The sequence below is a fragment of the Acinetobacter sp. 70_2 genome, assembly GCF_056736115.1.
Map to the genome: position 1 here is coordinate 47,510 of NZ_JBWZIP010000002.1, position 24,399 is coordinate 71,908.

A 24,399-nucleotide genomic window follows, 5' to 3' on the forward strand; every position below is an offset into this window, starting at 1 on the left:
TATGTTTTCGGTTCTATTATCTCTATATCATAAAGAAAAACCTGAATATCTAGAAAAGTGTTTTGAAAGCATTTGGGATAATCAGAGCTTGAAGCCAAGTGAAATAGTTTTAGTTTTAGATGGGCCTATTGGTGAGCAACTCACAACTTCTGTACAGGAGTGGCAAGTTAAAATCGGTGAAAAACTAAAAGTAGTTGCGTTACCGCAAAACGTAGGGCTTGGTAAGGCATTAAATGAAGGGCTAAAACAGTGTAGTGCTGATTGGGTTTTTCGTATGGATACTGATGATATTTGTACATCTGATCGGTTTGAAAAACAACTTGCTTTCATAAAACAAAACCCCGATGTTGTTTTGTTTAGTTCTCAAGTAATGGAATTTAATCAAGATATTACTGATGCCGATGTAATCAAGTCTGTGCCTTTAACACATGACGAGATTAAAAAATTTGCACAAAAACGTTGTCCCTTTAACCATATGACCGTCGTGTACAAGCGTGATGTTATTTTATCTCTCGGAGGTTATCAGCATCATTTATTTATGGAAGACTACAACTTATGGTTACGTGTAATTGGGAATAATTATAAAGTTGCGAACTTACCTGACGTCCTTCTATATGCTCGTGTTGGTAATGGTATGCACGCACGACGAAAAGGTTTCCAATATATTAAAAGTGAAAAACAGTTACTAGATTTAAAAAAACAACTAAAGTTACAAAATCCTGTATATGCTAATATGCTGTTTCTGATACGGTCTGCGTTTAGACTGTTGCCAGCAAATATGCTAGGTAAAATTTATAATACCTTTCTTCGTAAAGATATTAAAAAATGAGTGAATGAAAATATGAAACGTTTAGTAGACATAGTCATTTCTTTAATAGCTCTAACCGTACTGTCGCCAATATTTCTGATAGTTGCTTATAAGGTCCGTAAAAATTTAGGTTCACCCATATTCTTTTATCAAGAAAGACCTGGGAAGGACGGAAAATTATTTAAAATGATTAAGTTCCGTTCGATGAAGGATGCTTTTGATGCGCAGGGGAATCCATTGCCAGATGAGGCTCGTATTACTCCATTTGGGCAGAAGTTGCGTTCTACTAGCTTAGATGAAATGCCACAGCTTATTAATGTCTTAAAAGGTGATATGAGTGTGGTGGGTCCTCGTCCAATGTTAAAAGACTTTGTTTCTTTATATTCTCCAGAACAAGCACGTCGCTTAGAAGTCCGTCCTGGAATGACTGGTTTAGCTCAGGTCAGTGGGCGTAATGAACTGGATTATGAAGAACGGTTTAAATGTGACGTTTGGTATGTAGATAATCATAGTGTTTGGGTTGATTTTAAAATCATGTTTAAAACAGTTAAAGTGATGTTAAGACGCGAAGGTATTAATGCACCAGGACATGTAGGACCATCTTTATTTAAAGGTAATGACGTCCAAGAAAATGTCGACTCATCTGTAAAGTAAATTTTATATCTTGAAATATTTCTTATGATCAAAAAAGCAGTTTTACCAGTAGCCGGTTTAGGAACGCGTTTTTTACCTGCAAGTAAGTCAATTCCAAAGGAAATGGTGACCGTTGTTGATCGCCCAGCTATTGAATATGTGGTGCGTGAAGCGGTGGAAGCAGGAATTGAACAGATTATTTTAGTGACTCACTCTTCAAAAGCTTCGATTGAAAATTATTTTGATCGAAACTTTGAATTAGAAACAATATTAAATGAAAAGAAGAAATTGGATTTGCTTGCAGAGATTACGCAAATTGTTCCTTCTCATGTGAGTGTTGTGAGTGTACGACAACCTCAACCTCTAGGCTTAGGGCATGCTGTTTTATGTGCGAAAAGTGTAGTAGGACAAGATGATTTTGCTGTGCTATTACCAGATGTATTGGTGAAAGATAGTTCGGGGCACAATGATTTATCGCGTATGATTTCTCGTTATGATGAAAGTAACGCGGCACAGATAATGGTAGAAGCTGTGCCTGATCACTTGGTAGATCAATATGGTATTGTTGATGTTGCACAGAGCCCAAATGAAGGCGAAAGCATTGCTATGCAGGGTATTGTTGAAAAACCTGCTGTAGGTTCTGCACCGTCTAATTTATCTGTTGTTGGTCGCTACGTTTTACCCGCAAGAATTATGCAACTACTCGAAAATACACCGAAAGGTGCGGGTAATGAAATTCAACTAACAGATGCAATTGCGATGCTGCAACAAACTGATGTAGTTGAAGCCTATCGTATGCAGGGACAAACCTTTGACTGTGGTAGTAAGCTTGGTTATTTAAAAGCTGTTCTACACTATGGTGTTGAACATCCTAAATTAGGAAATGATTTTAAACAGTTGATTCAAGAACTTAAATTATAAATTTTGTAGCTCAACTTAAGTATTTGTAAAAAATAATGAATATGTGAGCTGTTCAATATATTCTCTTCCCATAATGGGAAGAGAATTCTATAGAATATTAAAATCAGGTGTACAATGAAAATCGCGGTATTTGGAACCACCTTGCACGCTGGTGTAATGGCAGCGTTACTAGCTGAATATGGTAATCAGATCTATTGGTGTACAAGTGTCACCTGTGAAGAAAATATATCTGTACTTTCATATCAAGATCAAGAAGTTAATCATTATTTAAATAAACAAAGAAAGGCAGGTTTTTTAACAGAAAGTCCTTTTTCTCAAATTCCTTTAGATATTGAAGTTTATTTATTTTGTTTTAGCCCTACACAAATAGACCTTGCCTTAAAAACGGTTGAGAAGTTAAGCGAGCGTCCAATTGTTCATCCAAGGTTAATGGTTAATGGTTCAACTTTTGGTTTACATGGTACAGAAAAATTAAAGCAACATTTACCTAAAGACGAGTGGATTTATTTTCCTGACGTGATTCAGGAGGGTAATGCGATTAATAGTGTACTCAATGTAAAACATGTCATTGTTGGTGTTGAATCAAGCTATGCTCAAGACATAATGCAAGAGTTATTACGTCCATTCTTCCGTTTTAGTTATCAATATTTATTTATGCCGATTTTAGATGCCGAATTTACCAAACTTAGTATTTCAGGCATGTTGGCAACTCGCATTAGCTACATGAATGATCTTGCTCTAGTTGCTGAAAAGTTGGGCATTGATATTGCCAATGTAAAGCATGGCATTGCTGCAGATACACGTATTGGCGCAGCTTATTTATCAGCAGGTGTTGGATTTGGCGGTGAAAATTTTTCACATGATATTTTAACACTCTCCAGTACGGTTTCTGAAACAGGTGCGAAAAGCCGTCTACTAGAACAAGTGTGGGCGATTAATGAACAACAAAAAGAAATTTTATTCCGTAAATTATGGAACTATTATCATTGTGACTTGAGTGGAAAAACGGTTGCAATTTGGGGAGCTTCATTTAAAGAGAACACTCCAAGTACACATAACTCACCTATTCATATCTTATTGGCTGCTTTATGGGCTCAAGGTGTAAAAGTACGGTTACATGATCCGCAAGCTCTTGATGAAATTGCAGCTTTATATGACAACCGAGAAGACCTGATTTTATGCGCTGATCAATATGAAGCAGCACAAGGAGCACATGCTTTATGCTTAGTCACGGCATGGAAGCAGTATTGGAGCCCTGACTTTAAACAGTTACAACAATTGATGCAGCATCCTCTTATTTTGGATGGGCGTAATATTTATGATCCAGCATATGTGAAATCTAAAGGTTTTGCTTATGAAGGAGTAGGTCGATTATGAGTAAATCTATCGAGAAGTTTCCCAAAGAGCTAGTTTCCCCTATCGCGCAGCTTCATTCTTTGGTTGAGAAAAATTCAAATTTACATATAAAAGAATTATTTGTATCAGAGCCAGATCGATTTCAGCAATATTCTGTAAACTTCGATCAACTGGTTTTTGATTATAGTAAGCACCGTGTGACTAAAAGTGTGTTAGAGCAATTGGTGGCTTTAGCAAAAACTAAACAATTGACTCACTGGATTGAGCGCTTATTTTCCCAAGACAAAGTCAACTGTACCGAACAGCGTGCTGCAATGCATTGGGCTTTACGTTTACCATCGGAATATTCTAAATTTCCTGAACTCACAAAACAGGTTCATACCCAATTACAGCGTATGTACGCTTTGGTTGAGAAAATCCATGCTGGGCAATACCGGGGTGCTACGGGTGAAGTGATTCAGGATGTCGTTAATATTGGGGTAGGTGGATCTGATTTAGGGCCTCAAATGGTGACCCATGCATTATCGGATTTTAAAGTAAAAACAGCTAAACCACTTAATGTTCATTTCGTATCAACAATGGATGGTAGCCAGTTATCGGAATTGCTTCATCAACTGCGTCCAGAAACAACGTTATTTATTATTTCTTCGAAGTCATTTGGCACTATTGATACTTTATCCAATGCACAAACTGTTCGTCAATGGCTTGAGAAAGCTTTAGGGAAACACGAACGGGTGGTAAAAAGCCATTTTATTGGTGTTTCTACAAAAGCTAACAAAATGTCAGAGTGGGGGATTGCTCCTGAAAATCAATTATTACTTTGGGATTGGGTTGGTGGACGTTATTCTCTTTGGTCGTGTATTGGGTTACCTATCGCATTGTCAGTTGGGGTTGAATGTTTCCAACAGCTTTTAGCTGGTGCCCATGCTGTTGATGAGCATTTCCAAAATACAAGTTTTGAGCAGAATATACCTGTACTTATGGCATTATTAGGAGTCTGGAATAATAACTTTTTAAATATTCAGACCCATGCTGTATTACCTTATGATGGCCGTTTAAAATATTTTGCAGCTTATTTGCAACAGCTCGAAATGGAATCTAATGGTAAATCGGTACAACGAACAGGACAAAAAGTTGAATTAGATACTTGCCCAATTGTATGGGGTGAAGTTGGGCCAAATGCTCAACATGCCTTTTATCAATTACTCCATCAGGGAACTCAGGCAGTAAGTTGTGATTTTATTGCACCTATACAACGCTACAATGCAGATCATTTTACTTATGTAGAAAATGCTGAAGCATTGATTGAACAGCATCATCTTGCGCTTTCAAACTGTTTGGCGCAATCACGTTTATTGGCTTTTGGTAACGAAGCTCTAGATACAAAAGAACTAGAGAGTTTGCCTATTTATAAGCAATATGAAGGAAATCAGCCAAGTTCAACATTACTTTTAAAAGAGCTTAATCCTTATAGTTTAGGAATGTTGATTGCTTTATATGAACATAAAGTATTTGTTCAGTCTGTAATCTGGAACATTAATCCCTTTGATCAGTGGGGAGTGGAAAAAGGTAAGCAAATTGCTGACCAGTTACTCCCGATTTTAAATGGTGTTCAAAACGATCTTTCAACACTCGATGCTTCAACACGTGGATTGATTAAAATTTTATTAGGAAAAATAGATGGCTAAAATTCTGGTTACTGGTGGTGCAGGCTATATTGGTTCACATACTTGCGTAGAGCTTTTGAATGCAGGTCATGAAGTCATTGTTTTTGATAATCTTTCAAATAGTTCAGAAGAGTCTTTAAATAGAGTTCAAGAGCTCACTCAAAAAAGTTTAACTTTTGTAGAGGGAGATATTCGGAATGCAGATGAACTTGATCGCGTATTTCAAAATCATACAATCGATGCAGTGATCCATTTCGCAGGTTTGAAAGCAGTTGGTGAAAGCCAGGAAAAACCTCTTATTTATTTTGATAATAATATTGCAGGTAGTATCCAACTGGTTAAATCAATGGAGAAAGCAGGTGTTTATACACTTGTGTTTAGCTCATCTGCAACAGTATATGATGAAGCGAATACGTCACCTTTAAATGAAGAAATGCCAACAGGTATGCCAAGTAATAATTATGGTTATACTAAATTGATTGTTGAGCAATTATTACAAAAATTGTCTGTTTCTAATTCTAAATGGTCGATTGCTTTACTTCGTTATTTTAACCCGGTAGGTGCACATAAAAGTGGGCGTATTGGCGAAGATCCACAAGGTATTCCAAATAATTTAATGCCTTACGTTACACAAGTTGCTGTTGGCCGCCGTGAAAAATTATCTATTTATGGTAATGACTATGACACAGTAGATGGTACTGGTGTACGTGATTATATTCATGTCGTTGACTTAGCCAATGCACATTTATGTGCTCTAACTAACCGATTACAAGCAACAGGGTGCCGTGCATGGAATATTGGAACGGGTAATGGCTCATCAGTATTACAGGTTAAAAATACCTTTGAACAGGTCAATGGCGTATCTGTTGCTTTCGAATTCGCACCACGCCGAGCAGGTGATGTGGCGACTTCTTTTGCAGATAATACCCGTGCTGTTGCTGAGTTGAGTTGGCAACCGCAATATGGTTTGGAAGATATGTTAAAAGATAGTTGGAATTGGCAGAAGCATAATCCAGAGGGATATAGAACTAAAAATTAATTAATATTAATAGGATATTTTCAGAGATAGTATTCGTAATATATTAATGGGGCTTATTAAAAATAATGGGTCCCATTAATATTATTACTTTTTCAAAAAATTGGAAAAAAATGATTAAATCAATTCAATATTTGAGAGGATTGGCAGCTCTTGCTGTTGTTTTACATCATGCTAGTGGAGCTATATTGGTTCATTATGCAGTAGAACAAAAAGATTATTATTCTTGGGGGGCGGGAGGAGTAGATTTATTTTTTATTATCTCTGGTTTTATCATGATGTATATTACTTTTGGGAAAAAAGTAGAAGTTGGGGACTTCTTATATAAACGAGTGGTAAGAATTTATCCAATTTTTTATGTATATGCGACTATAGCTTTATTAATATTTCTTATTAGTCCAGAGTCAATTAATAGAAGTGCATCAGCACCAACAAAAATTTTACCCTCATATTTGTTAATTCCATATACAGAATTTGTTAATCTTGTTCAAGTAGCATGGACTTTAGTATACGAAGTCCATTTCTATTTATTGTTTGCAATATCATTATTATTAATTAATAAGTATAGATATATATTTACTGGTTTTGTTTTGTCTGCATTTTCAATATCTAGCTTAATCCAATATAAAACCTTTTATTTGGGTTATCTTTCAAATCCTATTATTTTAGAATTTTTATTTGGAATGATATTGTATTTTCTAATTTATAGAAGAGAAGCTAGAGATATGTGGTTCCTAATAGGGTTTGCTAGTATAGCTCTAATAACTTTATCAATAAATAATAGTATACCAGAAAGGCTGTTTATTTATGGGCTCCCTTCTTTTATATTAATGGGCCTATTGCTAACTTTAGATAATAAAGGTTTTTTTGATAAAAAAGAAACAAAATTATCTAATTTATTCTTGAGAATAGGTGATTCTTCATATTCACTCTATCTTTCACACTCATTTGTTCTAGGTGTAGGTGTAATTGTTTTAAATAAAATAAATTTAATAAATAATAATACAGTACAATTAATGATTATTTTATTATCAATAGGAGCATTAATATGGGGATGGATATCTTATAGCTTCATTGAGAAGCCAATGATTAGCTTCTTTATGCGAAGAGGCGTGGCTAAGTGGTTTTTGAAAAGAAAGAGCGGGGAGGCAGATCTAGCAAATTGATAGATCTACTAATTTGGCGATTACTTTTATGGTAGTATTCGCCATTGCTCTTTGTCACTTTACTTAAAGTCATGGTCTTCCTACGTCAACAATTGTTATTTATCTTTATTGCTTTTTTATCCACCTGTATAGGTGTATATGTTGCGTGGGATATGAACCTGACTTGGCATAAGTTTTATATCCATCTGATTTCAGAAAAGGCTATTTTTTCAATTCTTTTTAACTATGCGGTAATTCAACTATTTTTTATTGTGGTTGGTCGTAAATATGCTGCTATTTTTTTAAGCCAATTATTCGTTATATTTTTGAATTTTATTAATAAAAAGAAGCAACAGTATTTATTTAGTAATTTAAGCCCTGAAGATATTTTTTTACTACCAGAGGCAATGAAGGCTACTCCTTGGCACTTACAACTTATCTTTTTTACTTTGATTATTTTCTTTCTTATCATACTACTCATTGCTTTACGTAAAGAAAGTAAAGCCACTTTTCATACATATGTTCCCAATATTGTTATCTTCGGATTAATCAGTAGTGGTTTAATTTATTTAAACTTTATTAAAAATCCTACAGGGGCTTGTTTTTCTGAAAATAAACCGAAAATTTGTGCAAGCTTACAGGAGTTTCCAAATACTAGAAATGACTGGAATGGTGATTATCGGAATATTCAAGATTATGGATTTGTAACTTTTTACGTATCTAAGGTATTGGATAATGTAACAAGTGTTTTATTACCGAACCGTAAAGTATCTGAGCAAGACATACACCAGATTTTGCAGCAACATCATTCTACTCAACCTTTAGAAGAGAGTGGGAAGGAATATCCAAATATTGTTATAGTGATGGAGGAATCTTTTTGGGATGCTCATCATTTAGAAAGTGGTTTACCAAAAGACTTACTATCTTTTGTTCATCAAAATCAAGTCTCTAATTTATTGTCGCCCTCTTTTGGTGGAGGTACTGCGAATGTCGAATTTGAAGTACTGACGAGCCTCAATACAACTTTTTTCCCAAACGAGCTGTTATATGTTTCTAAATTGAAAAAGCCAATTTATTCTTTGCCTTATTTCTTAAATTCAATCGGCTATCAAACTGTAGTTATGCATAATAACTACAGTTATTATTATAATCGTAATAAAGTATATCCACAGTTAGGTTTTCAGAAATTTATATCACTTGAAAATATGGTCACTCAAAGAGATCAGAAAAAAGTCTTTAATTTAGGAGGCTGGGCTTCAGATGATTTTATTTTTGATTCGATTAAATCGACTTTAGATGAGAATGAGCAACAGCCAAAGTTTATTTATGCGATTACTGTTGAAAACCATCCTACGTATAATGATGATCGATTTGGTAAGCAAAATTATAAATTTAACAAAGAATTATCTGAAACCGAAAAGCAAAAATTAAGTACTTATACTGCTGGAACTGCGCGTGCTAACCAAAAGTTAAAAGAGCTCGCTGAATATTTAAAGACGGTAGATAGACCAACAATTTTAGTGGCTTTTGGCGATCATTTGCCGAATCTACAAGAAGTTTATGAGAGTTATGGATTTTTTAAAGATGATTCTGAGCGAACTAACTTAAAAAATTACCAGACACCTTTTGTAGTGTGGAGCAATTATAAATTAGATAAGAAGCCTTTGAAGCAGCCTTATATTGCTGCAAGTTTCGTTGCTCCAAAACTATTAAAGCTGGCAGGGTTGCCTTTGTCAGATTATTATCAATTTGTTGATGATGTCTCGAGTTGTTATAGTGCCATTCACCAAAAATTTATTAATGAAAATCAAACGTGTAATTTTGATAAGAAAGCGCTGTTGAAAGGTTATGAAAATCTAAATAAGGATGTATTAGATGGACATAATCATACTTATAAAATTATGCAGAATAGCCAAAAAGAGATGGAACAATAATGTTCCATCTCTTTGAGATGAGCTCTATTAAGACTGAATTAATCCAGTCAATTCATCTACATAAAATTGCATCGGCTGAGCTTGACGGTCTGCACGGCTTTCAATGTTGAGACGTAGTAAAGGCTCAGTGTTTGAAGCACGGACATTAAAACGCCACGCACCAAAGTCGAGGCTTACACCATCGGTACGGTCAATTTCTGGGTTTTGAGCAGCATAGAAATCAAAAATCTTTTGAATAGTGATTTGTGTATCAGCCACTTTAAAGTTAATTTCACCGCTACAAGGAAACTTGGTAATCATATTTTCAACAAGTGTTGAAAGTGATTGTCCTGTTTCAGAAAGTAGGGCAACCGTAAGTAACCAAGGAATCATACCGCTGTCACAGTAAGCAAAGTCACGGAAATAGTGATGGGCACTCATTTCGCCGCCATATACAGCATTATTCTCACGCATAACGTCTTTAATGAACGCGTGACCAGATTTTGACTGTACAGCAACACCTTTGTACTCATCTACGATATCAAATGTGTTCCACACTAAACGTGGGTCATGCACAATTTTCTCACCTGATTGTTTAATCAAGAAAGCTTGAGCCAATAGACCAACAATATAGTAGCCTTCAATGAACTGTCCCTTTTCATCAAATAAGAAACAGCGGTCAAAGTCGCCGTCCCATGCAATACCCATATCTGCTTTATGCTCAAGAACAGCATTTCGAGTACTGTCACGGTTTTCAATTAAAATTGGGTTAGGAATGCCATTTGGGAAAGTACCATCTGCTTCATGGTGAATTTTAATAAATTCAACAGGTACGTTAAGCGCCTTAAATTTTTCTTCGATTGCATCAATCACGTGACCAGCTGCACCATTACCCGCGTTTACCACTAATTTTAGTGGACGGATTTTTGCTGGTTCAATATAGGTGATTAGGTGATCAACGAACTCAGGCAAAATGTTATAACTTTGAGTTGTACCTTTTTGACTAACTTCTTCAAAGTTATTGGTTTCTGCTAAAGCCTGAATTTCTTTTAAACCCGTATCGGCACTAATTGGACGAGCATTTTCTCGAACCAATTTCATGCCGTTATAGTCCATTGGGTTGTGGCTCGCAGTAACTTCGATACCACCTTGCACATCTAAATGGAAAGCGGCGAAGTAAACTTCTTCAGTTCCCGTCATGCCTAAATCAAGAACATTGACACCCGCATCATTTAACCCGCGGATGGTTGCTTGTTTTAAATCCTCACTGCTTAGACGAATATCACAACCTACAACCACAGTCTTTGGTTTATAGATTTGTCCGTAAGCGCGGCCAATTTTATAGGCGATTTCTTCATTCAATTCGGTGCCGAGTTTGCCTCGGATATCATAAGCTTTAAAACACGTTAAAGTAGTCATTATTCAATTCAATACATGTGGTTTGAGTTGTGTGCACATTATACATAGATCATGAATCAGGTATGTTTATAGTTTTATATTCAAATTTTTCACTTCATTTTGTTAGTTCATATCTAAATTTATAAGAAAGATTTTTACGACTTTAGTCTAATAAATAAATTTATAAATTAGGAATTACTTGATTTTACTTAATCATATTGGTCATACCAATTATAGTGATTATTTAATTATTGATCTTACCAATATCTGTGTTTATGATGCGATCTGCGGTTTAAGGAACAGCATTTGCACTTAAATTTTAATTGGTCATACCAATTGTGTTAAATGTTTAAAGATTTAAGGTACAAAAATTTCGCCCCGGCATTTCAAGGAGATGACAATGCTCAATATGTGGCAACAACTTTATGACCCTTTGAATAATATTTGGCTGTCTAGCGCGGTTGCATTAATCCCGATTATTTTCTTCTTTTTGGCGTTGGCTGTTTTTCGTTTAAAAGGCAGTATCGCGGGTACGGGCACAGTCATTATTGCATTATTGATTGCTCTCTTTTTCTATCAAATGCCGGGTCAAATGGCCTTTGCGTCAATCATTTATGGTTTCTTCTACGGTCTATGGCCAATTTCATGGATCATTATTGGGGCAGTTTTTCTATATAAAATTTCGGTAAAAACAGGCCAGTTTGAAGTTATCCGCTCAAGCATTTTGTCGATTACTGAAGACCAACGTCTGCAAATGTTATTGGTTGGTTTTGCCTTTGGTACTTTTTTAGAAGGGGCTGCAGGTTTTGGTGCTCCTGTCGCAATTACGGCTGCACTTCTTGTAGGTTTAGGCTTTAAACCTCTTTACGCAGCTGGTTTATGTTTAATTGTAAATACAGCACCAGTTGCATTTGGTGCAATGGGTATTCCAATTATTGTGGCGGGGCAGGTGTCAGGCGTAGACACTATGGAAATTAGCCAGATGGTGGGTCGTCAGTTGCCGTTTTTAACGCTGATCGTACTGTTCTGGATTATGGCGATTATGGATGGTTGGCGTGGTGTTAAGGAAACTTGGCCTGCGGTGTTGGTTGGTGGTGGTTCTTTTGCGATTGCCCAATATCTTACATCTAACTTTATTGGCCCTGAGTTACCTGACATTACCGCAGCAATTGCGTCATTGGTGAGCTTAACTTTGCTGTTCCGTGTTTGGCAACCAAAGCATATTTTCCGCTTTGAACCTGAAGCTGGTCAGACTTTGGCTCAGCAACCTACTACGGTTCAACGTTACAGTATGGGGAAAATTGCTAAGGCGTGGTCTCCATTTGCAATCTTAACGGTCATGGTGACGATCTGGAGTGTTAAACCGTTTAAAGCATTATTTGCAAAAGATGGTGCTCTTGAACACTGGATTTTTAAACTTGAAGTACCGTATTTGCATAAGTTAGTCGAAAAAATGCCACCGATTGTGGCAGAGATGAAGCCATATGAAGCGATTTATAAGTTTGACTGGTTCTCTGCAACAGGTACGGCAATTTTTATTGCTGCAATCATCACCGCTATTTTCTTAAAAATGAAAGCAAGTGAGGCAGTAACGACTTTTGGTGAAACACTCAATGAGTTGAAAACACCGATTTACTCGATTGGTATGGTGTTGGCGTTTGCTTTTATTGCGAACTATTCAGGTTTATCTGCAACTTTAGCTTTGGCTCTATCGCATACAGGTCATGCGTTTACTTTCTTCTCGCCATTTTTGGGCTGGCTTGGTGTGTTCCTTACGGGTTCAGATACCTCCTCAAACGCTTTGTTTTCGGCATTACAGGCGACTACAGCACAGCAAATTGGTATTCCAGAAGTGTTATTGGTTGCTGCGAATACCAGTGGTGGCGTGACAGGTAAGATGATTTCTCCACAGTCGATTGCGATTGCCTGTGCAGCGGTAGGCTTAGTTGGAAAAGAGTCTGACTTGTTCCGTTTCACGGTAAAACATAGCATCATATTCACTGTCTTTGTTGGCATCATTATTACGGTTCAGGCTTATCTGGTTCCGTGGATGATTCCATAACTCCAGTGAAGGAAACGCGATGAGAATCTCCGATCAAGTGGTCATGAAATTGCAGGCATTAATTGAAGAGCGTCACATGAAAAAAGGTGACCGTTTGCCTGCCGAACGCCAGCTTGCAACTAGCTTAGGGGTTTCTCGTCCGTCTTTGCGTGAAGCAATTCAACAGCTCAATAGTCAAGGGGTGCTCAGTAGCCGCCGTGGCGATGGGACTTATATTCAGCAGTTACCTGAACAGTGGCCACAGCAATTGATTGTGAACCCAATTAGTAACCTGATTGAAGAAGATCCTCTGTACCGTTTTGATGTGCAAGAGGCGCGGTTATTACTTGAAGGTGGCACGGCATGGTATGCCGCATTGCGCTCAACGCCCGAAGATCGAGCCAAAATTCATTATTATTTTAATGAAATTAGTCGCCACCAAAATGCGGGTGACTCAGCACAGGCCGCGGTGGCTGATGCTGAATTCCACTTAGCGATTGCAGAGGCATCTCATAATGTGGTGCTGATTCAAATGATGCGTAGTCTATTTGATTTGTTGCAATACAACGTCTTGTTGGGACGTAAAAAAGTTTATAACGACCCCATAAATGGTGACTTGCTAAGCGAGCAGCATTTTCAGGTGATGGATGCTATTGATCGTAAAGATCCCGAGGCCGCACGCCAAGCTGTTTGCGGTCATATTGAATTTGTGATTAATCATGTACGTTCTCTGAATGAAGACGAAGCTCGTCAGAAACGTGCGAACCGTTTAAATAGAGTTGATTCAAAATGATTATTTCTTCTGGCAATGATTACCGTGCTGCGGCACAACGTCGCTTACCTCCATTTTTATTTCATTACATTGATGGTGGAGCGTATTCGGAATATACCTTAAAGCGTAACGTACAAGATTTGTCAGAAATTGCATTGCGTCAACGTGTGCTCAACGACATGTCAGCGTTAAGTTTAGAGACAAAACTGTTTAACGAAACGCTGTCGATGCCGGTTGCATTGGCACCTGTAGGTTTAACAGGTATGTATGCACGCCGTGGTGAAGTGCAAGCCGCGATGGCAGCCGACAAAAAGGGCATTCCATTTACGCTTTCAACGGTTTCTGTTTGTCCGATTGAAGAAGTTGCACCTGCGATTAACCGCCCGATGTGGTTCCAGCTTTATGTATTACGTGACCGTGGTTTTATGCGTAATGCTTTGGAACGAGCAAAAGCAGCTGGCTGTTCAACACTTGTGTTTACTGTAGATATGCCTGTACCAGGTGCACGTTACCGTGATGCCCATTCGGGGATGAGTGGACCAAATGCTGCGATGCGTCGTTATATGCAGTCTATGTTCCATCCACATTGGTCGTGGAATGTCGGCTTAATGGGGCGTCCGCATGACTTGGGTAATATCTCTAAATATTTAGGTAAACCAACTGGGCTTGAAGATTATATTGGCTGGTTAGGCTCGAACTTCGACCCATCCATTTCATGGAAAGACCTTGAGTGGATTCGTGAGTTTTGGGATGGCCCAATGGTGATTAAGGGTATTTTAGACCCTGAAGATGCCAAAGATGCTGTGCGTTTTGGTGCTGACGGTATTGTGGTATCGAATCACGGTGGTCGTCAGTTAGATGGTGTGATGTCGTCTGCTCGTGCATTGCCTGCAATTGCTGATGCGGTAAAAGGTGAATTGGCGATTTTGGCCGACTCAGGCATTCGTAATGGTTTAGATGTGGTGCGGATGTTGGCGCTCGGTGCCGATACGGTTTTACTTGGTCGTGCGTTTGTGTATGCCTTGGCAGCAGCAGGTGGACAAGGTGTATCAAACTTGCTTGATTTGATTGATAAAGAAATGCGTGTTGCGATGACGCTTACGGGTGCTAAATCGATTTCTGATATTAATGCGGATTGTTTAGTACAGGCGATGAAGCTCTAATATTTTCGTATTAACTTTAATGATATTGGCACGACGGAGTCTTATTGGAAAAGGTTCAATGTAAGTAGCTAATTGACGTTACTTTTTTTAAAAAGTAACCAAAAACCTTTGTTTTGATGACGGTACGTCCTTGCTACCGCATCGAAACGGCGGCATCCCTGCCGCCAACCGCGATAGTAAATATAGGGCTGATTCGAATTAGAGAATGAGCTAATTAAATATAAATTAGAAACGGTAAGACTCCATCGTGTTGGTCTAATTTGATAAATGGATGACCAAAAGGAAACCATCATGCAAACATTTTCTCCTCAAGCAGTGATCGAACGCCTACAAAACATTGTTGGGCGTTCGCATGTTTTGACCGATGACCAAAGTACGCGTCAGTACCGCCAAGGTCGTCGTTTTGGTGAGGGGAAAGTGCTTGCTGTGGTGGTGCCGGGCACATTGCTAGAGCAATGGCAGGTGCTTCAAGCTGCTATTGAGGCAGACTGTATTGTGATTATGCAGGCGGCCAATACAGGACTTACTGGTGGTTCGACCCCATATGGCGATGATTATGACCGTCCTGTTTTAGTCATGAGTACGCGCCGTTTAAAGGGAATTCAAGTCATTCATGATGGTAAGCAAGTGATTTGTTTACCAGGTGCGACCTTAGATAATTTAGAGCAAATTTTAAAAGGTTATGACCGTGAGCCACATTCGGTAATTGGTTCATCTTGTATTGGGGCGTCGGTACTTGGTGGTGTGTGTAATAACTCAGGCGGTGCTTTGGTACGCCGTGGTCCTGCATATACTGAGCTGGCGTTATATGCTCAGGTGAATGTTGCTGGACAGTTAGAACTGGTGAACCACTTAGGGGTGAATTTAGGTTCGACTCCTGAAGAAATTTTGACTCGTTTAGAGAAACAGCAATACCAAACCTTAGATATTTTAGATGATAGTGAAAAACAGGCATCTGACCATCGCTATGCCCACGATGTGACGCAAGTGGATGAGGATACGCCTGCTCGTTTTAATGCAGACCCGTCACGTTTGTTTGAGGCATCGGGTTCGGCAGGTAAAGTCTGTGTGTTTGCGGTACGTCTTGATACTTATGAAAAAGTAGAAAGTAATGTTTTTTATATTGGTACGAATGATGCCGATGATTTAACAGCGATTCGTCGTTATTTACTGACCTCATTGCCAAGTTTGCCAATTGCAGGTGAATATATTCACCGAGATGCTTATTTGATTGGTGAAAAGTACGGAAAAGACACCTTCTTATTTATTGAGAAATTTGGTACAGCCAATGTTCCAAAAGCCTTTGCGATGAAAGATAAAGTTGATGGCTTCTTAGAAAGATTTAAAATTAAAGGCTTAACAGACCATATTTTACAGGCGATTACCTTCTTTTTACCGAGTCATTTGCCGAAGCGTATGACCGAATATCGAGATCGTTATGAGCACCATTTAGTTTTACGTGTTGAAAATAATTCAAAAGCTCAGACCGAGCAGTTTTTAAAAGAATATTTTGCAGTACATCAGTCAGGTAACTATTTCGTATGTAGTGAAGAAGAAGGTCGAAAGGCGTTCTTACACCGTTTTGCGATTGCAGGGGCGGCAATTCGTTATCGTGATACGCACCGTAGTGAAGTTGAAGATATTGTAGCGCTTGATATTGCGTTACGTCGTAATGACCGCGAATGGGTAGAGCAACTACCAGCCGAGATGGAAAAGAAAATCATCCATAAACTCTATTATGGGCATTTCTTTTGTCATGTGTTCCATCAGGACTATATTCTTAAAAAGGGTAATGATCCGTTAGAAATGGAACATCAAATGTGGAAGTTGCTGGATGCGCGCCGTGCTGAATATCCGGCAGAGCATAATGTTGGGCATCTTTACATTGCCAAACCTGCATTAGCCAATTTCTATCAAAAACTCGACCCAACCAATAGCTTTAATGTGGGTATTGGCCATACCTCAAAACTGAAATATTGGGGTAAGGCTAAATCTTAATATCGAGACATAAAAAAAGGCGCCGAAGCGCCTTTTTTTATAGATGTCTTATGCTGCTTCTACTGATTTAGCAAGCACTTCAGCCATTGCTTTAGCAACAGTGTAAACATTGTTCATGTTTAAACCTGCTACACAAATACGGCCACTACGTACTAAGTAGATTGCATATTCTTCACGCAAGATATCAACCTGCTCAGCAGTTAAACCTGTGTAACTGAACATACCTTTTTGGTTTACAAGGTAGCTAAAGTCACGGTCTGGTAACGCTTTAGTGAGTTCGTCTTTCAAGATGCTACGCATTTTAATAATACGCTCACGCATCTCTTTCACTTCACCTTGCCATTGTTGGTTAAGTTCAGCGTCATTTAACACTTCATCAACCAACCATGCACCTGTTGTAGGTGGGCTAGAGTAAATACGACGTACTGTTGCTTTTAACTGACCGAATGTGCACTGAGCAGCTTCTGCATCGTCACATACGAAAGTTAAGCCGCCAACGCGCTCGCCATATAAAGAGAAGATTTTAGAGAACGAGTTGCTCACAATGAAGTTTAGACCCGCTTGGTCTAAAGCACGGATTGCGTACGCATCTTCTTCCATACCATCGCCAAAACCTTGGTAAGCGATGTCTAGGAATGGAATAAGGTTACGGTCTTTTAATACTGCAATTACTTGGTCCCACTGCGCTGGGTTTAAGTCAGCACCCGTTGGGTTGTGGCAGCATGGGTGCAACAACACAATGCTTTGCTCAGGCAAAGTTTTAAGTGTAGAAAGCATACCGTCAAAATCTACACCACGTGTTTCGTTATCGAAATATGGGTAGAAATGAGTCTTGATGCCAGCGCCGTTGAAAATCGCAACGTGGTTGTCCCAAGTTGGTTGGCTTACCCAAACGTCTGAATTTGGGAAATAAGTTTTTAAGAAATCTGCACCAACTTTCAATGCACCTGAACCACCAAGCGTTTGGATGGTTACAGCACGGCCAGCTTTAACTGCTGGGCTGTTTGCACCAAATAAAAGTGCTTGAATTGCTTCACGGTAAGGTTTGAAGCCTTCCATTGGCAAATAAAGTTTGGTTTTACCGTTTTTAGGCTCAATACGCTTTTGCGCCTCGATAATGGTCTCTAACTGAGGAACAATACTGTCTTCGTTATAATAAAGACCAATACTCAAGTTCACTTTTCCAGAACGAGTATCAGCATTGAACTGTTCCATTAAAGAGAGAATTGGATCGCCTGCGTATGGGGGGATATGTTGAAACATCAAAAAAGTCCTTTCATTCAACAATATGCATAGTGCTGGGTTTTTTCTGTCTCGAAAAATACGCCACAACTATGTCGATGTTCAATAATGTATCAATAAAGCTACCGTGAAGCACCTGATAATTTCACTAATATCGATATTTTCTGGCTGAAAATAATAAAAAGTTTTAAAAGAAATTACGGTAAATAGATACTAATTTATAACTCATGCTTTCATTCAAGCAGATTGTCTACAATCTTGCTGTAATACATTGGTTGTAGACTAAAGTTTGAAACAAAAGTTTAATGACTACAAAGTAACTAAGAAAGAGTCATAAAACTATAGATAAATTGAAGCTAAATTATTGTTTTATAGATATTAAATTGCAGTTGGTTTAATGGTTTAAATATAAGGTGATATAAACGGTCAGACTATAAAAATTGACCTGATGCGTTCTGTAAAGTGTCAACAATCACCTTGATTTTTTTCATTCATACCGCTATAAAAGCCATAATTGATTAAAAATTGTCGACAATATGCAAGATTTGACCTTCGCACCAGAGCCACTACAAAGTCAGGGAAGAACACTGACCGAGAATGTATTTAAACAAATACAGACGGCGATTGTTTTGGGTCAAATTCCGGCAGGTAGCAAAATTTCTGAGCCTGAACTGGCACGGACTTATGGTATTAGCCGTGGACCTTTGCGTGAAGCGATTCATCGCCTTGAAGGGCAACGTTTGGTTGAGCGCACAGCTCATGTGGGCGCGCGCGTGGTTTCGCTCTCACTGCAACAGTTCAAAGAGCTTTACCAAATTCGTGCGTCTTTAGAAGGTTTGGCCTGTAATCTTGCTGCACAGCATATTGATAAAAAGCAAATCTTGGCACTACGTGATGTTTTGCGTATGCATGCTGAAGATGAAAACTTTAAAGCAGGTAAAGGATATTATTTGCAAGAAGGGCAGGACGATTTTCACTACTGCATTATCAAAAGTAGTGGCAATAAAACCCTAGAAAAAATGCTATGCGATGAGCTTTATCACCTTATCCGTATGTACCGAATTCAGTTTTCAAATACACCCGATCGTCCGAGCAAAGCTTGGGACGAACACATCCGTATTTTAGATGCAATTGCAGAAGGCGATGGTGAACTTGCCGAGCTGCTGATGCATCGACATATCAATGCTTCTTACAAAATTATTGAGCAAACACTGCTACAAGCACAAGGAGAACATAACAATGGCTAAACAATCCGCAGGTCAGCTATTTCGCGATGCAGTAGCCCAAGAAAAGCCATTACAAGTGGTTGGAACCATTAACGCCAATCATGCACTTTTGGCAAAACGTGCAGGTTATAAAGCGATTTACTTATCAGGTGGTGGTGTGGCCGCTGGTTCTTTAGGTTTACCTGATTTGGGAATTAGTAACCTTGATGATGTGTTGACAGACGTACGCCGTATTACCGATGTATGTGATCTTCCATTATTGGTCGATGCCGACACAGGTTTTGGTGCTTCTGCATTTAACATTGCTCGTACGACAAAAGCACTCATCAAGTTTGGTGCTGCGGCAATGCACATTGAAGACCAAGTGGGCGCAAAACGTTGTGGTCACCGTCCGAACAAAGCCATTGTGACTCAAGAAGAAATGGTTGACCGTATTAAAGCTGCGGTTGACGCGCGTGGTGATGACAGCTTCGTAATTATGGCACGTACCGATGCATTGGCAGTAGATGGCTTACAAGCTGCTATTGACCGTGCGGGCGCTTACATTGAAGCGGGCGCAGACATGTTGTTCCCTGAAGCAATTACTGAGCTTGATATGTACAAGCAATTTGCTCAGAAGACTGGCGCACCAATTTTGGCGAACATTACCGAGTTTGGTTCTACACCACTGTTTACCACTGAAGAATTGGCATCTGCCGATGTAAGCCTTGCGCTTTATCCGCTTTCTGCTTTCCGTGCCATGAACAAAGCAGCCGAAACTGTGTATGAAACCTTACGTAAAGAAGGTACACAAAAGAACGTGGTTGATATTATGCAAACGCGTAAAGAGTTATATGAACGCATTAACTACTATGCGTTTGAAGACTACTTGGACAACGCATTTGCTAAAAAGAAGTAATAAATTAAAAAGTTGATTAATTGGAATCTGATACTCGGAGGCGTCATCTGCAACTGTTTGAGACAGGGCTACATTTTTTAAAATTGGTTCTGCGATAGATAGGATATTTGATGGTTGTGGACGAGTTTTGCAGATGACAATGGTTTTGCCTACTTTTCCCGAAAGAAAAGTAGGTCGAACCGAAGGTTAATCCTGAAATAAGAAGTGAAAATGGTACGACTCCGTCGTGCTTAATAAATAAATTCAGATAGATAGGAAAGGACAATCTTATGAGCTCAAATGAAACAACAACAGGCTTCAAACCAAAAAAATCAGTTGCACTTAGTGGACAAGTTGCAGGCAACACAGCACTTTGTACCGTAGGACGTAGCGGTAACGACTTGCACTATCGTGGCTATGACATTCTTGACCTTGCAGCGGGTAGCCAGTTTGAAGAAGTTGCTCACTTGCTCGTACATGGCAAATTACCAAACAAAGCTGAACTCAAAGCGTATAAAGCAAAATTAAAAGCACTTCGTGGCTTACCAGCAGCACTTAAAACTGCTCTTGAGCAATTACCACCGTCTGCACACCCAATGGATGTGATGCGTACAGGTGTATCAGTGTTAGGTTGCTTAACGCCAGAACACGAAGACCACAACGAAGCTGGCGCAAAAGACATTGCTGATAAATTAATGGCAAGCCTAGGCTCAATGCTGCTTTATTGGTACCACTTCAGCAACAACGGTCGTCGTATTGAAGTTGAAACTGATGACGACTCAATTGCAGCGCATTTCTTACATTTACTTCATGGCGAAAAACCATCTGAAGAATGGATTCAAGCAATGCATACATCGCTTATTTTGTATGCTGAGCACGAGTTCAACGCGTCTACATTTACGTCACGTGTGGTTGCAGGTACAGGCTCTGACATGTACTCGGCAATTACTGGTGGTATTGGTGCGCTTCGCGGACCTAAGCACGGTGGTGCGAACGAAGTTGCATTCGTGATTCAACAACGTTACGACAACGCTGATGAAGCTGAAGCTGACATCCGTAAGCGTGTTGAAAATAAAGAAGTCGTAATCGGTTTTGGTCACCCTGTATATACAGTTTCTGACCCACGTAACGAAGTCATCAAGAAAGTTGCGCATGACTTGGCTGAAGCACAAGAGAACACCAAAATGTACCTCATCGCTGAGCGCTTAGAAGCAGTGATGAAAGAAGTGAAAAACATGTTCCCGAACCTCGACTGGTTCAGTGCGGTGAGCTACCACTTAATGGGTGTTCCAACTGCAATGTTCACACCATTGTTCGTCATTGCACGTACAGCAGGTTGGTCAGCGCACGTGATTGAACAACGTCAAGACGGCAAAATCATTCGTCCAAGCGCGAACTACACAGGCCCTGAAAACCTCGAATTTAAACCATTGGCGGAGCGTGGTTAATGAACACAAAATACCGTAAACCGCTGGCAGGAACCCAGCTTGAATATTACGACGTGCGTCAAGCCGTTGAAGATATTCAGCCAGGCGCATACGAAAAACTGCCTTACACCTCTAAAGTACTCGCAGAGCAATTGGTACGCCGTGCCGATGCCGAGAACTTAACTGCTTATTTAACGCAGTTAATTGAACGCCGTCAGGACCTGGACTTTCCTTGGTACCCTGCGCGCGTGGTGTGTCATGACATCTTGGGTCAAACTGCATTGGTTGACCTTGCAGGTTTGCGTGACGCGATTGCTGAGAAGGGCGGCGACCCATCTAAAGTTAACCCAGTCGTACCAACACAGCTCATTGTCGACCACTCTTTGGCAGTGGAATATGGTGGTGCTGACCCAGACGCTTTTGCAAAAAACCGTGCTGTTGAAGACCGTCGTAACGAAGACCGTTTCCACTTTATTGAGTGGACCAAAACTGCATTTAAAAATGTCGATGTGATCCCTGCGGGGAACGGCATTATGCACCAGATTAACCTAGAGAAAATGTCTCCGGTGATTCAGGCGCGTGATGGCGTAGCATTCCCAGACACATGTGTCGGTACAGACTCACATACACCACATACAGACGCTTTGGGCGTAATTTCTGTGGGTGTTGGTGGCTTAGAAGCTGAAAACGTAATGTTGGGCCGTGCATCTTGGATGCGTCTGCCAGACATTATTGGTGTTGAGTTTGTAGGTCAGCGTCAGGCAGGCATTACAGCAACAGATATCGTACTTGCCTTAACTGAGTTCTTGCGTAAAGAGCGCGTAGTCGGTGCATACCTTGAGTTCTTTGGTGAAGGTGCTGACAGCATGTCTGTGGGCGACCGTGCAACCATTTCGAACATGACACCAGAATATGGCGCTACGGCTGCGATGTTCTACATCGACCAAAACACGATTGATTACTTACGCTTAACAGGCCGTGAAGATGCTCAAGTGGCATTGGTTGAACAGTACGCAAAAGAAATCGGCCTTTGGGCATCTGACATGACCAAAGCAGAGTACCCTCGTGTACTACGTTTTGACCTGTCGACAGTAACACGTAACATTGCTGGTCCATCAAACCCACATGCACGTGTTTCAACTGCGGACCTAAAAGAAAAAGGCATTGCGGGCGTTGTTGAAAACCGCTCTGACGGCTTAATGCCAGATGGCGCAATCATTATTGCTGCCATTACTTCATGTACCAATACTTCTAACCCACGTAACACCGTGGCGGCAGGTTTGTTGGCACGTAAGGCAAATGAGCTAGGTTTAGTCCGTAAACCTTGGGTGAAATCATCATTTGCACCGGGTTCAAAAGCGGCTGCACTTTACCTCGAAGAAGCAGGTGTTCTAAAAGATTTAGAGCAACTTGGTTTTGGTATTGTGGCTTATGCTTGTACCACTTGTAACGGTATGTCTGGTGCATTAGATCCGGTCATTCAGCAAGAAATTATTGACCGTGACTTGTACGCAACAGCAGTACTCTCTGGTAACCGTAACTTCGATGGCCGTATCCATCCTTATGCAAAACAAGCGTTCTTGGCATCTCCACCACTTGTTGTGGCGTATGCAATTGCGGGTACGATCCGTTTTGACATCGAAAAAGATGCGTTAGGTCATGACAAAGAAGGTAAGCCGATTTACCTCAAAGACATCTGGCCATCTGACGCTGAAATTGATGCATTAGTAAAAGAAGCTGTGAAGCCTGAACAGTTCCGTAAAGTCTACATTCCAATGTTTGACTTGGGCGAAGTTGAACAAGCGAAGAGCCCACTTTACGACTGGCGTCCACAAAGTACTTACATCCGCCGTCCACCATATTGGGAAGGGGCATTGGCTGCACCACGTACTTTGGCAAACATGCGTCCGCTTGCGATTTTGGGTGACAACATCACTACTGACCACTTGTCGCCTTCAAACGCGATTTTGATGGACTCGGCTGCGGGTGAATACCTTCACAAAATGGGCGTACCAGAAGAAGATTTCAACTCATACGCAACCCACCGTGGTGACCACTTGACTGCACAACGTGCAACATTTGCCAACCCGAAACTCTATAACGAAATGGTGGTTCGTTCAGACGGTACCATTAAGCAAGGTTCAAAAGCGCGTGTAGAGCCAGAAGGCGAAGTGATGCGTATGTGGGAAGCGATTGAAACCTACATGAACCGTAAGCAACCGTTAATCATTATCGCGGGTGCTGACTACGGTCAGGGTTCAAGCCGTGACTGGGCTGCAAAAGGTGTACGCCTTGCGGGTGTTGAAGCGATTGTGGCCGAAGGTTTTGAGCGTATTCACCGTACGAACTTGGTGGGTATGGGCGTGTTACCGCTTGAGTTTAAACCGGGCGCAAACCGCAAGACTTTAAAACTAGATGGTACAGAGCTTTATAGCGTGATTGGTAATATTGCGCCGCGTTCGACTTTAACTTTAGTGATTGAACGTGCCACAGCGGATGGTAAAGAAGAGATTCTTGAAGTGCCTGTGACTTGCCGTTTAGATACAGAAGAAGAAGTTTCTGTATATGAAGCGGGCGGTGTATTACAGCGTTTTGCGCAAGACTTTTTAGAAGGCCAAGTGGCTTGATAGTTTAGTTAAATATTATTGATATTGTTAAAAAAACCCTATCTTGATGATGGGGTTTTTAAATTAAATATTAGAAGAATTGTATTTATCACAATTCCTTTTTATATAAAAAGTTAGTTGGGTATAGCAATATTTTTAATTAATAGTAA

At 39.8% G+C, this 24,399-nt stretch carries 18 protein-coding genes and 1 pseudogene; 16 read left to right on the plus strand and 3 right to left on the minus strand.

The features are described from left to right. Position 1 precedes the first annotated feature (1 nt). The 8 genes from AC1PJ9_RS01225 to AC1PJ9_RS01260 all read left to right on the plus strand — a co-directional run bounded on the left by AC1PJ9_RS01225 (position 2) and on the right by AC1PJ9_RS01260 (position 9,500). Entirely contained in the window at positions 2-829 is an 828-nt protein-coding gene (locus tag AC1PJ9_RS01225; protein WP_130174171.1) for a glycosyltransferase, read from the plus strand. Positions 830-841: 12 nt separating this feature from the next. Then, complete coding sequence (locus AC1PJ9_RS01230) at positions 842-1,462, plus strand: sugar transferase (RefSeq protein WP_031952051.1); 621 nt, start codon at positions 842-844, stop codon at positions 1,460-1,462. A 24-nt stretch (positions 1,463-1,486) separates the two neighbouring features. Continuing rightward, positions 1,487-2,362, plus strand: a complete 876-nt coding sequence (galU, locus tag AC1PJ9_RS01235; protein ID WP_187142564.1) for a UTP--glucose-1-phosphate uridylyltransferase GalU — start codon at positions 1,487-1,489, stop codon at positions 2,360-2,362. Between the two features lie 114 nt (positions 2,363-2,476). Beyond that, positions 2,477-3,739 (plus strand): nucleotide sugar dehydrogenase, encoded by a 1,263-nt coding sequence (locus AC1PJ9_RS01240; protein ID WP_002123304.1) that lies wholly within the window; start codon positions 2,477-2,479, stop codon positions 3,737-3,739. After that, on the plus strand, positions 3,736-5,406 hold the full coding sequence (gene pgi, locus AC1PJ9_RS01245) for a glucose-6-phosphate isomerase (RefSeq protein WP_311086687.1): 1,671 nt from the start codon (positions 3,736-3,738) through the stop codon (positions 5,404-5,406). Before AC1PJ9_RS01240 ends, pgi begins: the two co-directional genes overlap by 4 nt. Next, the gene (gene galE / locus AC1PJ9_RS01250) at positions 5,399-6,424 is read left to right on the plus strand and encodes a UDP-glucose 4-epimerase GalE (protein WP_311086688.1); all 1,026 of its coding nucleotides are present in this window, start codon (positions 5,399-5,401) and stop codon (positions 6,422-6,424) included. Before pgi ends, galE begins: the two co-directional genes overlap by 8 nt. Positions 6,425-6,534: 110 nt before the next feature. Next, the gene (locus AC1PJ9_RS01255) at positions 6,535-7,587 is read left to right on the plus strand and encodes an acyltransferase family protein (RefSeq protein ID WP_311082289.1); all 1,053 of its coding nucleotides are present in this window, start codon (positions 6,535-6,537) and stop codon (positions 7,585-7,587) included. 251 nt (positions 7,588-7,838) lie between these two features. Next, positions 7,839-9,500, plus strand: a complete 1,662-nt coding sequence (locus AC1PJ9_RS01260) for an LTA synthase family protein (protein WP_311086726.1) — start codon at positions 7,839-7,841, stop codon at positions 9,498-9,500. A 27-nt stretch (positions 9,501-9,527) separates the two neighbouring features. Here AC1PJ9_RS01260 and AC1PJ9_RS01265 read toward each other — a convergent pair whose 3' ends face one another. After that, a complete protein-coding gene (locus tag AC1PJ9_RS01265) occupies positions 9,528-10,898 on the minus strand; it encodes a phosphohexomutase domain-containing protein (RefSeq protein WP_311086689.1) in 1,371 nt (456 codons plus the stop codon). Between the two features lie 373 nt (positions 10,899-11,271). Between AC1PJ9_RS01265 and lldP the strand changes: the two genes are divergently transcribed. The 4 genes from lldP to dld all read left to right on the plus strand — a co-directional run bounded on the left by lldP (position 11,272) and on the right by dld (position 16,851). Then, entirely contained in the window at positions 11,272-12,939 is a 1,668-nt protein-coding gene (gene lldP, locus AC1PJ9_RS01270; protein ID WP_240062218.1) for an L-lactate permease, read from the plus strand. A gap of 19 nt (positions 12,940-12,958) precedes the next feature. Then, positions 12,959-13,711 carry a transcriptional regulator LldR gene (lldR, locus tag AC1PJ9_RS01275; RefSeq protein WP_311086690.1) on the plus strand — a complete coding sequence of 251 codons (753 nt, stop codon included), beginning with the start codon at positions 12,959-12,961 and terminating at the stop codon, positions 13,709-13,711. Next, positions 13,708-14,853, plus strand: coding sequence for an FMN-dependent L-lactate dehydrogenase LldD (gene lldD, locus AC1PJ9_RS01280; protein ID WP_311086691.1), 1,146 nt, complete (start codon positions 13,708-13,710; stop codon positions 14,851-14,853). Before lldR ends, lldD begins: the two co-directional genes overlap by 4 nt. 291 nt (positions 14,854-15,144) lie before the next feature. Continuing rightward, positions 15,145-16,851: a D-lactate dehydrogenase gene (gene dld / locus AC1PJ9_RS01285; protein ID WP_311086692.1), complete on the plus strand. Its 1,707-nt coding sequence runs from the start codon at positions 15,145-15,147 to the stop codon at positions 16,849-16,851. A 48-nt stretch (positions 16,852-16,899) separates the two neighbouring features. Here dld and AC1PJ9_RS01290 read toward each other — a convergent pair whose 3' ends face one another. Both AC1PJ9_RS01290 and AC1PJ9_RS01295 read right to left on the minus strand, forming a co-directional pair. Next, positions 16,900-18,114 (minus strand): amino acid aminotransferase, encoded by a 1,215-nt coding sequence (locus tag AC1PJ9_RS01290; RefSeq protein ID WP_016142558.1) that lies wholly within the window; start codon positions 18,112-18,114, stop codon positions 16,900-16,902. A gap of 335 nt (positions 18,115-18,449) precedes the next feature. Next, positions 18,450-18,584 (minus strand): annotated as a pseudogene (locus AC1PJ9_RS01295) (hypothetical protein). Between the two features lie 45 nt (positions 18,585-18,629). Here AC1PJ9_RS01295 and AC1PJ9_RS01300 point away from each other — a divergent pair. From AC1PJ9_RS01300 to acnD, 4 genes are all read left to right on the plus strand, one after another. Then, positions 18,630-19,340 (plus strand): GntR family transcriptional regulator, encoded by a 711-nt coding sequence (locus AC1PJ9_RS01300; protein ID WP_016139645.1) that lies wholly within the window; start codon positions 18,630-18,632, stop codon positions 19,338-19,340. Further along, positions 19,333-20,217, plus strand: a complete 885-nt coding sequence (gene prpB / locus AC1PJ9_RS01305; protein WP_004706036.1) for a methylisocitrate lyase — start codon at positions 19,333-19,335, stop codon at positions 20,215-20,217. Before AC1PJ9_RS01300 ends, prpB begins: the two co-directional genes overlap by 8 nt. Before the next feature lie 269 nt (positions 20,218-20,486). Next, the gene (prpC, locus tag AC1PJ9_RS01310; RefSeq protein WP_004795430.1) at positions 20,487-21,644 is read left to right on the plus strand and encodes a bifunctional 2-methylcitrate synthase/citrate synthase; all 1,158 of its coding nucleotides are present in this window, start codon (positions 20,487-20,489) and stop codon (positions 21,642-21,644) included. Next, entirely contained in the window at positions 21,644-24,250 is a 2,607-nt protein-coding gene (gene acnD / locus AC1PJ9_RS01315; protein WP_311086693.1) for a Fe/S-dependent 2-methylisocitrate dehydratase AcnD, read from the plus strand. The genes prpC and acnD overlap by 1 nt, the downstream gene beginning before the upstream one ends. Positions 24,251-24,399: the final 149 nt, after the last annotated feature.

Bases quoted from the DNA above. Each gene is read 5' to 3' on its own strand.
- AC1PJ9_RS01225 (WP_130174171.1), top strand. From the start codon at position 2: ATGTTTTCGGTTCTATTATCTCTATATCATAAAGAAAAACCTGAATAT.
- AC1PJ9_RS01230 (WP_031952051.1), top strand. From the start codon at position 842: ATGAAACGTTTAGTAGACATAGTCATTTCTTTAATAGCTCTAACCGTA.
- galU (WP_187142564.1), top strand. From the start codon at position 1,487: ATGATCAAAAAAGCAGTTTTACCAGTAGCCGGTTTAGGAACGCGTTTT.
- AC1PJ9_RS01240 (WP_002123304.1), top strand. From the start codon at position 2,477: ATGAAAATCGCGGTATTTGGAACCACCTTGCACGCTGGTGTAATGGCA.
- pgi (WP_311086687.1), top strand. From the start codon at position 3,736: ATGAGTAAATCTATCGAGAAGTTTCCCAAAGAGCTAGTTTCCCCTATC.
- galE (WP_311086688.1), top strand. From the start codon at position 5,399: ATGGCTAAAATTCTGGTTACTGGTGGTGCAGGCTATATTGGTTCACAT.
- AC1PJ9_RS01255 (WP_311082289.1), top strand. From the start codon at position 6,535: ATGATTAAATCAATTCAATATTTGAGAGGATTGGCAGCTCTTGCTGTT.
- AC1PJ9_RS01265 (WP_311086689.1), bottom strand. From the start codon at position 10,898: ATGACTACTTTAACGTGTTTTAAAGCTTATGATATCCGAGGCAAACTC.
- lldP (WP_240062218.1), top strand. From the start codon at position 11,272: ATGACAATGCTCAATATGTGGCAACAACTTTATGACCCTTTGAATAAT.
- lldR (WP_311086690.1), top strand. From the start codon at position 12,959: ATGAGAATCTCCGATCAAGTGGTCATGAAATTGCAGGCATTAATTGAA.
- lldD (WP_311086691.1), top strand. From the start codon at position 13,708: ATGATTATTTCTTCTGGCAATGATTACCGTGCTGCGGCACAACGTCGC.
- dld (WP_311086692.1), top strand. From the start codon at position 15,145: ATGCAAACATTTTCTCCTCAAGCAGTGATCGAACGCCTACAAAACATT.
- AC1PJ9_RS01290 (WP_016142558.1), bottom strand. From the start codon at position 18,114: ATGTTTCAACATATCCCCCCATACGCAGGCGATCCAATTCTCTCTTTA.
- AC1PJ9_RS01300 (WP_016139645.1), top strand. From the start codon at position 18,630: ATGCAAGATTTGACCTTCGCACCAGAGCCACTACAAAGTCAGGGAAGA.
- prpB (WP_004706036.1), top strand. From the start codon at position 19,333: ATGGCTAAACAATCCGCAGGTCAGCTATTTCGCGATGCAGTAGCCCAA.
- prpC (WP_004795430.1), top strand. From the start codon at position 20,487: ATGAGCTCAAATGAAACAACAACAGGCTTCAAACCAAAAAAATCAGTT.
- acnD (WP_311086693.1), top strand. From the start codon at position 21,644: ATGAACACAAAATACCGTAAACCGCTGGCAGGAACCCAGCTTGAATAT.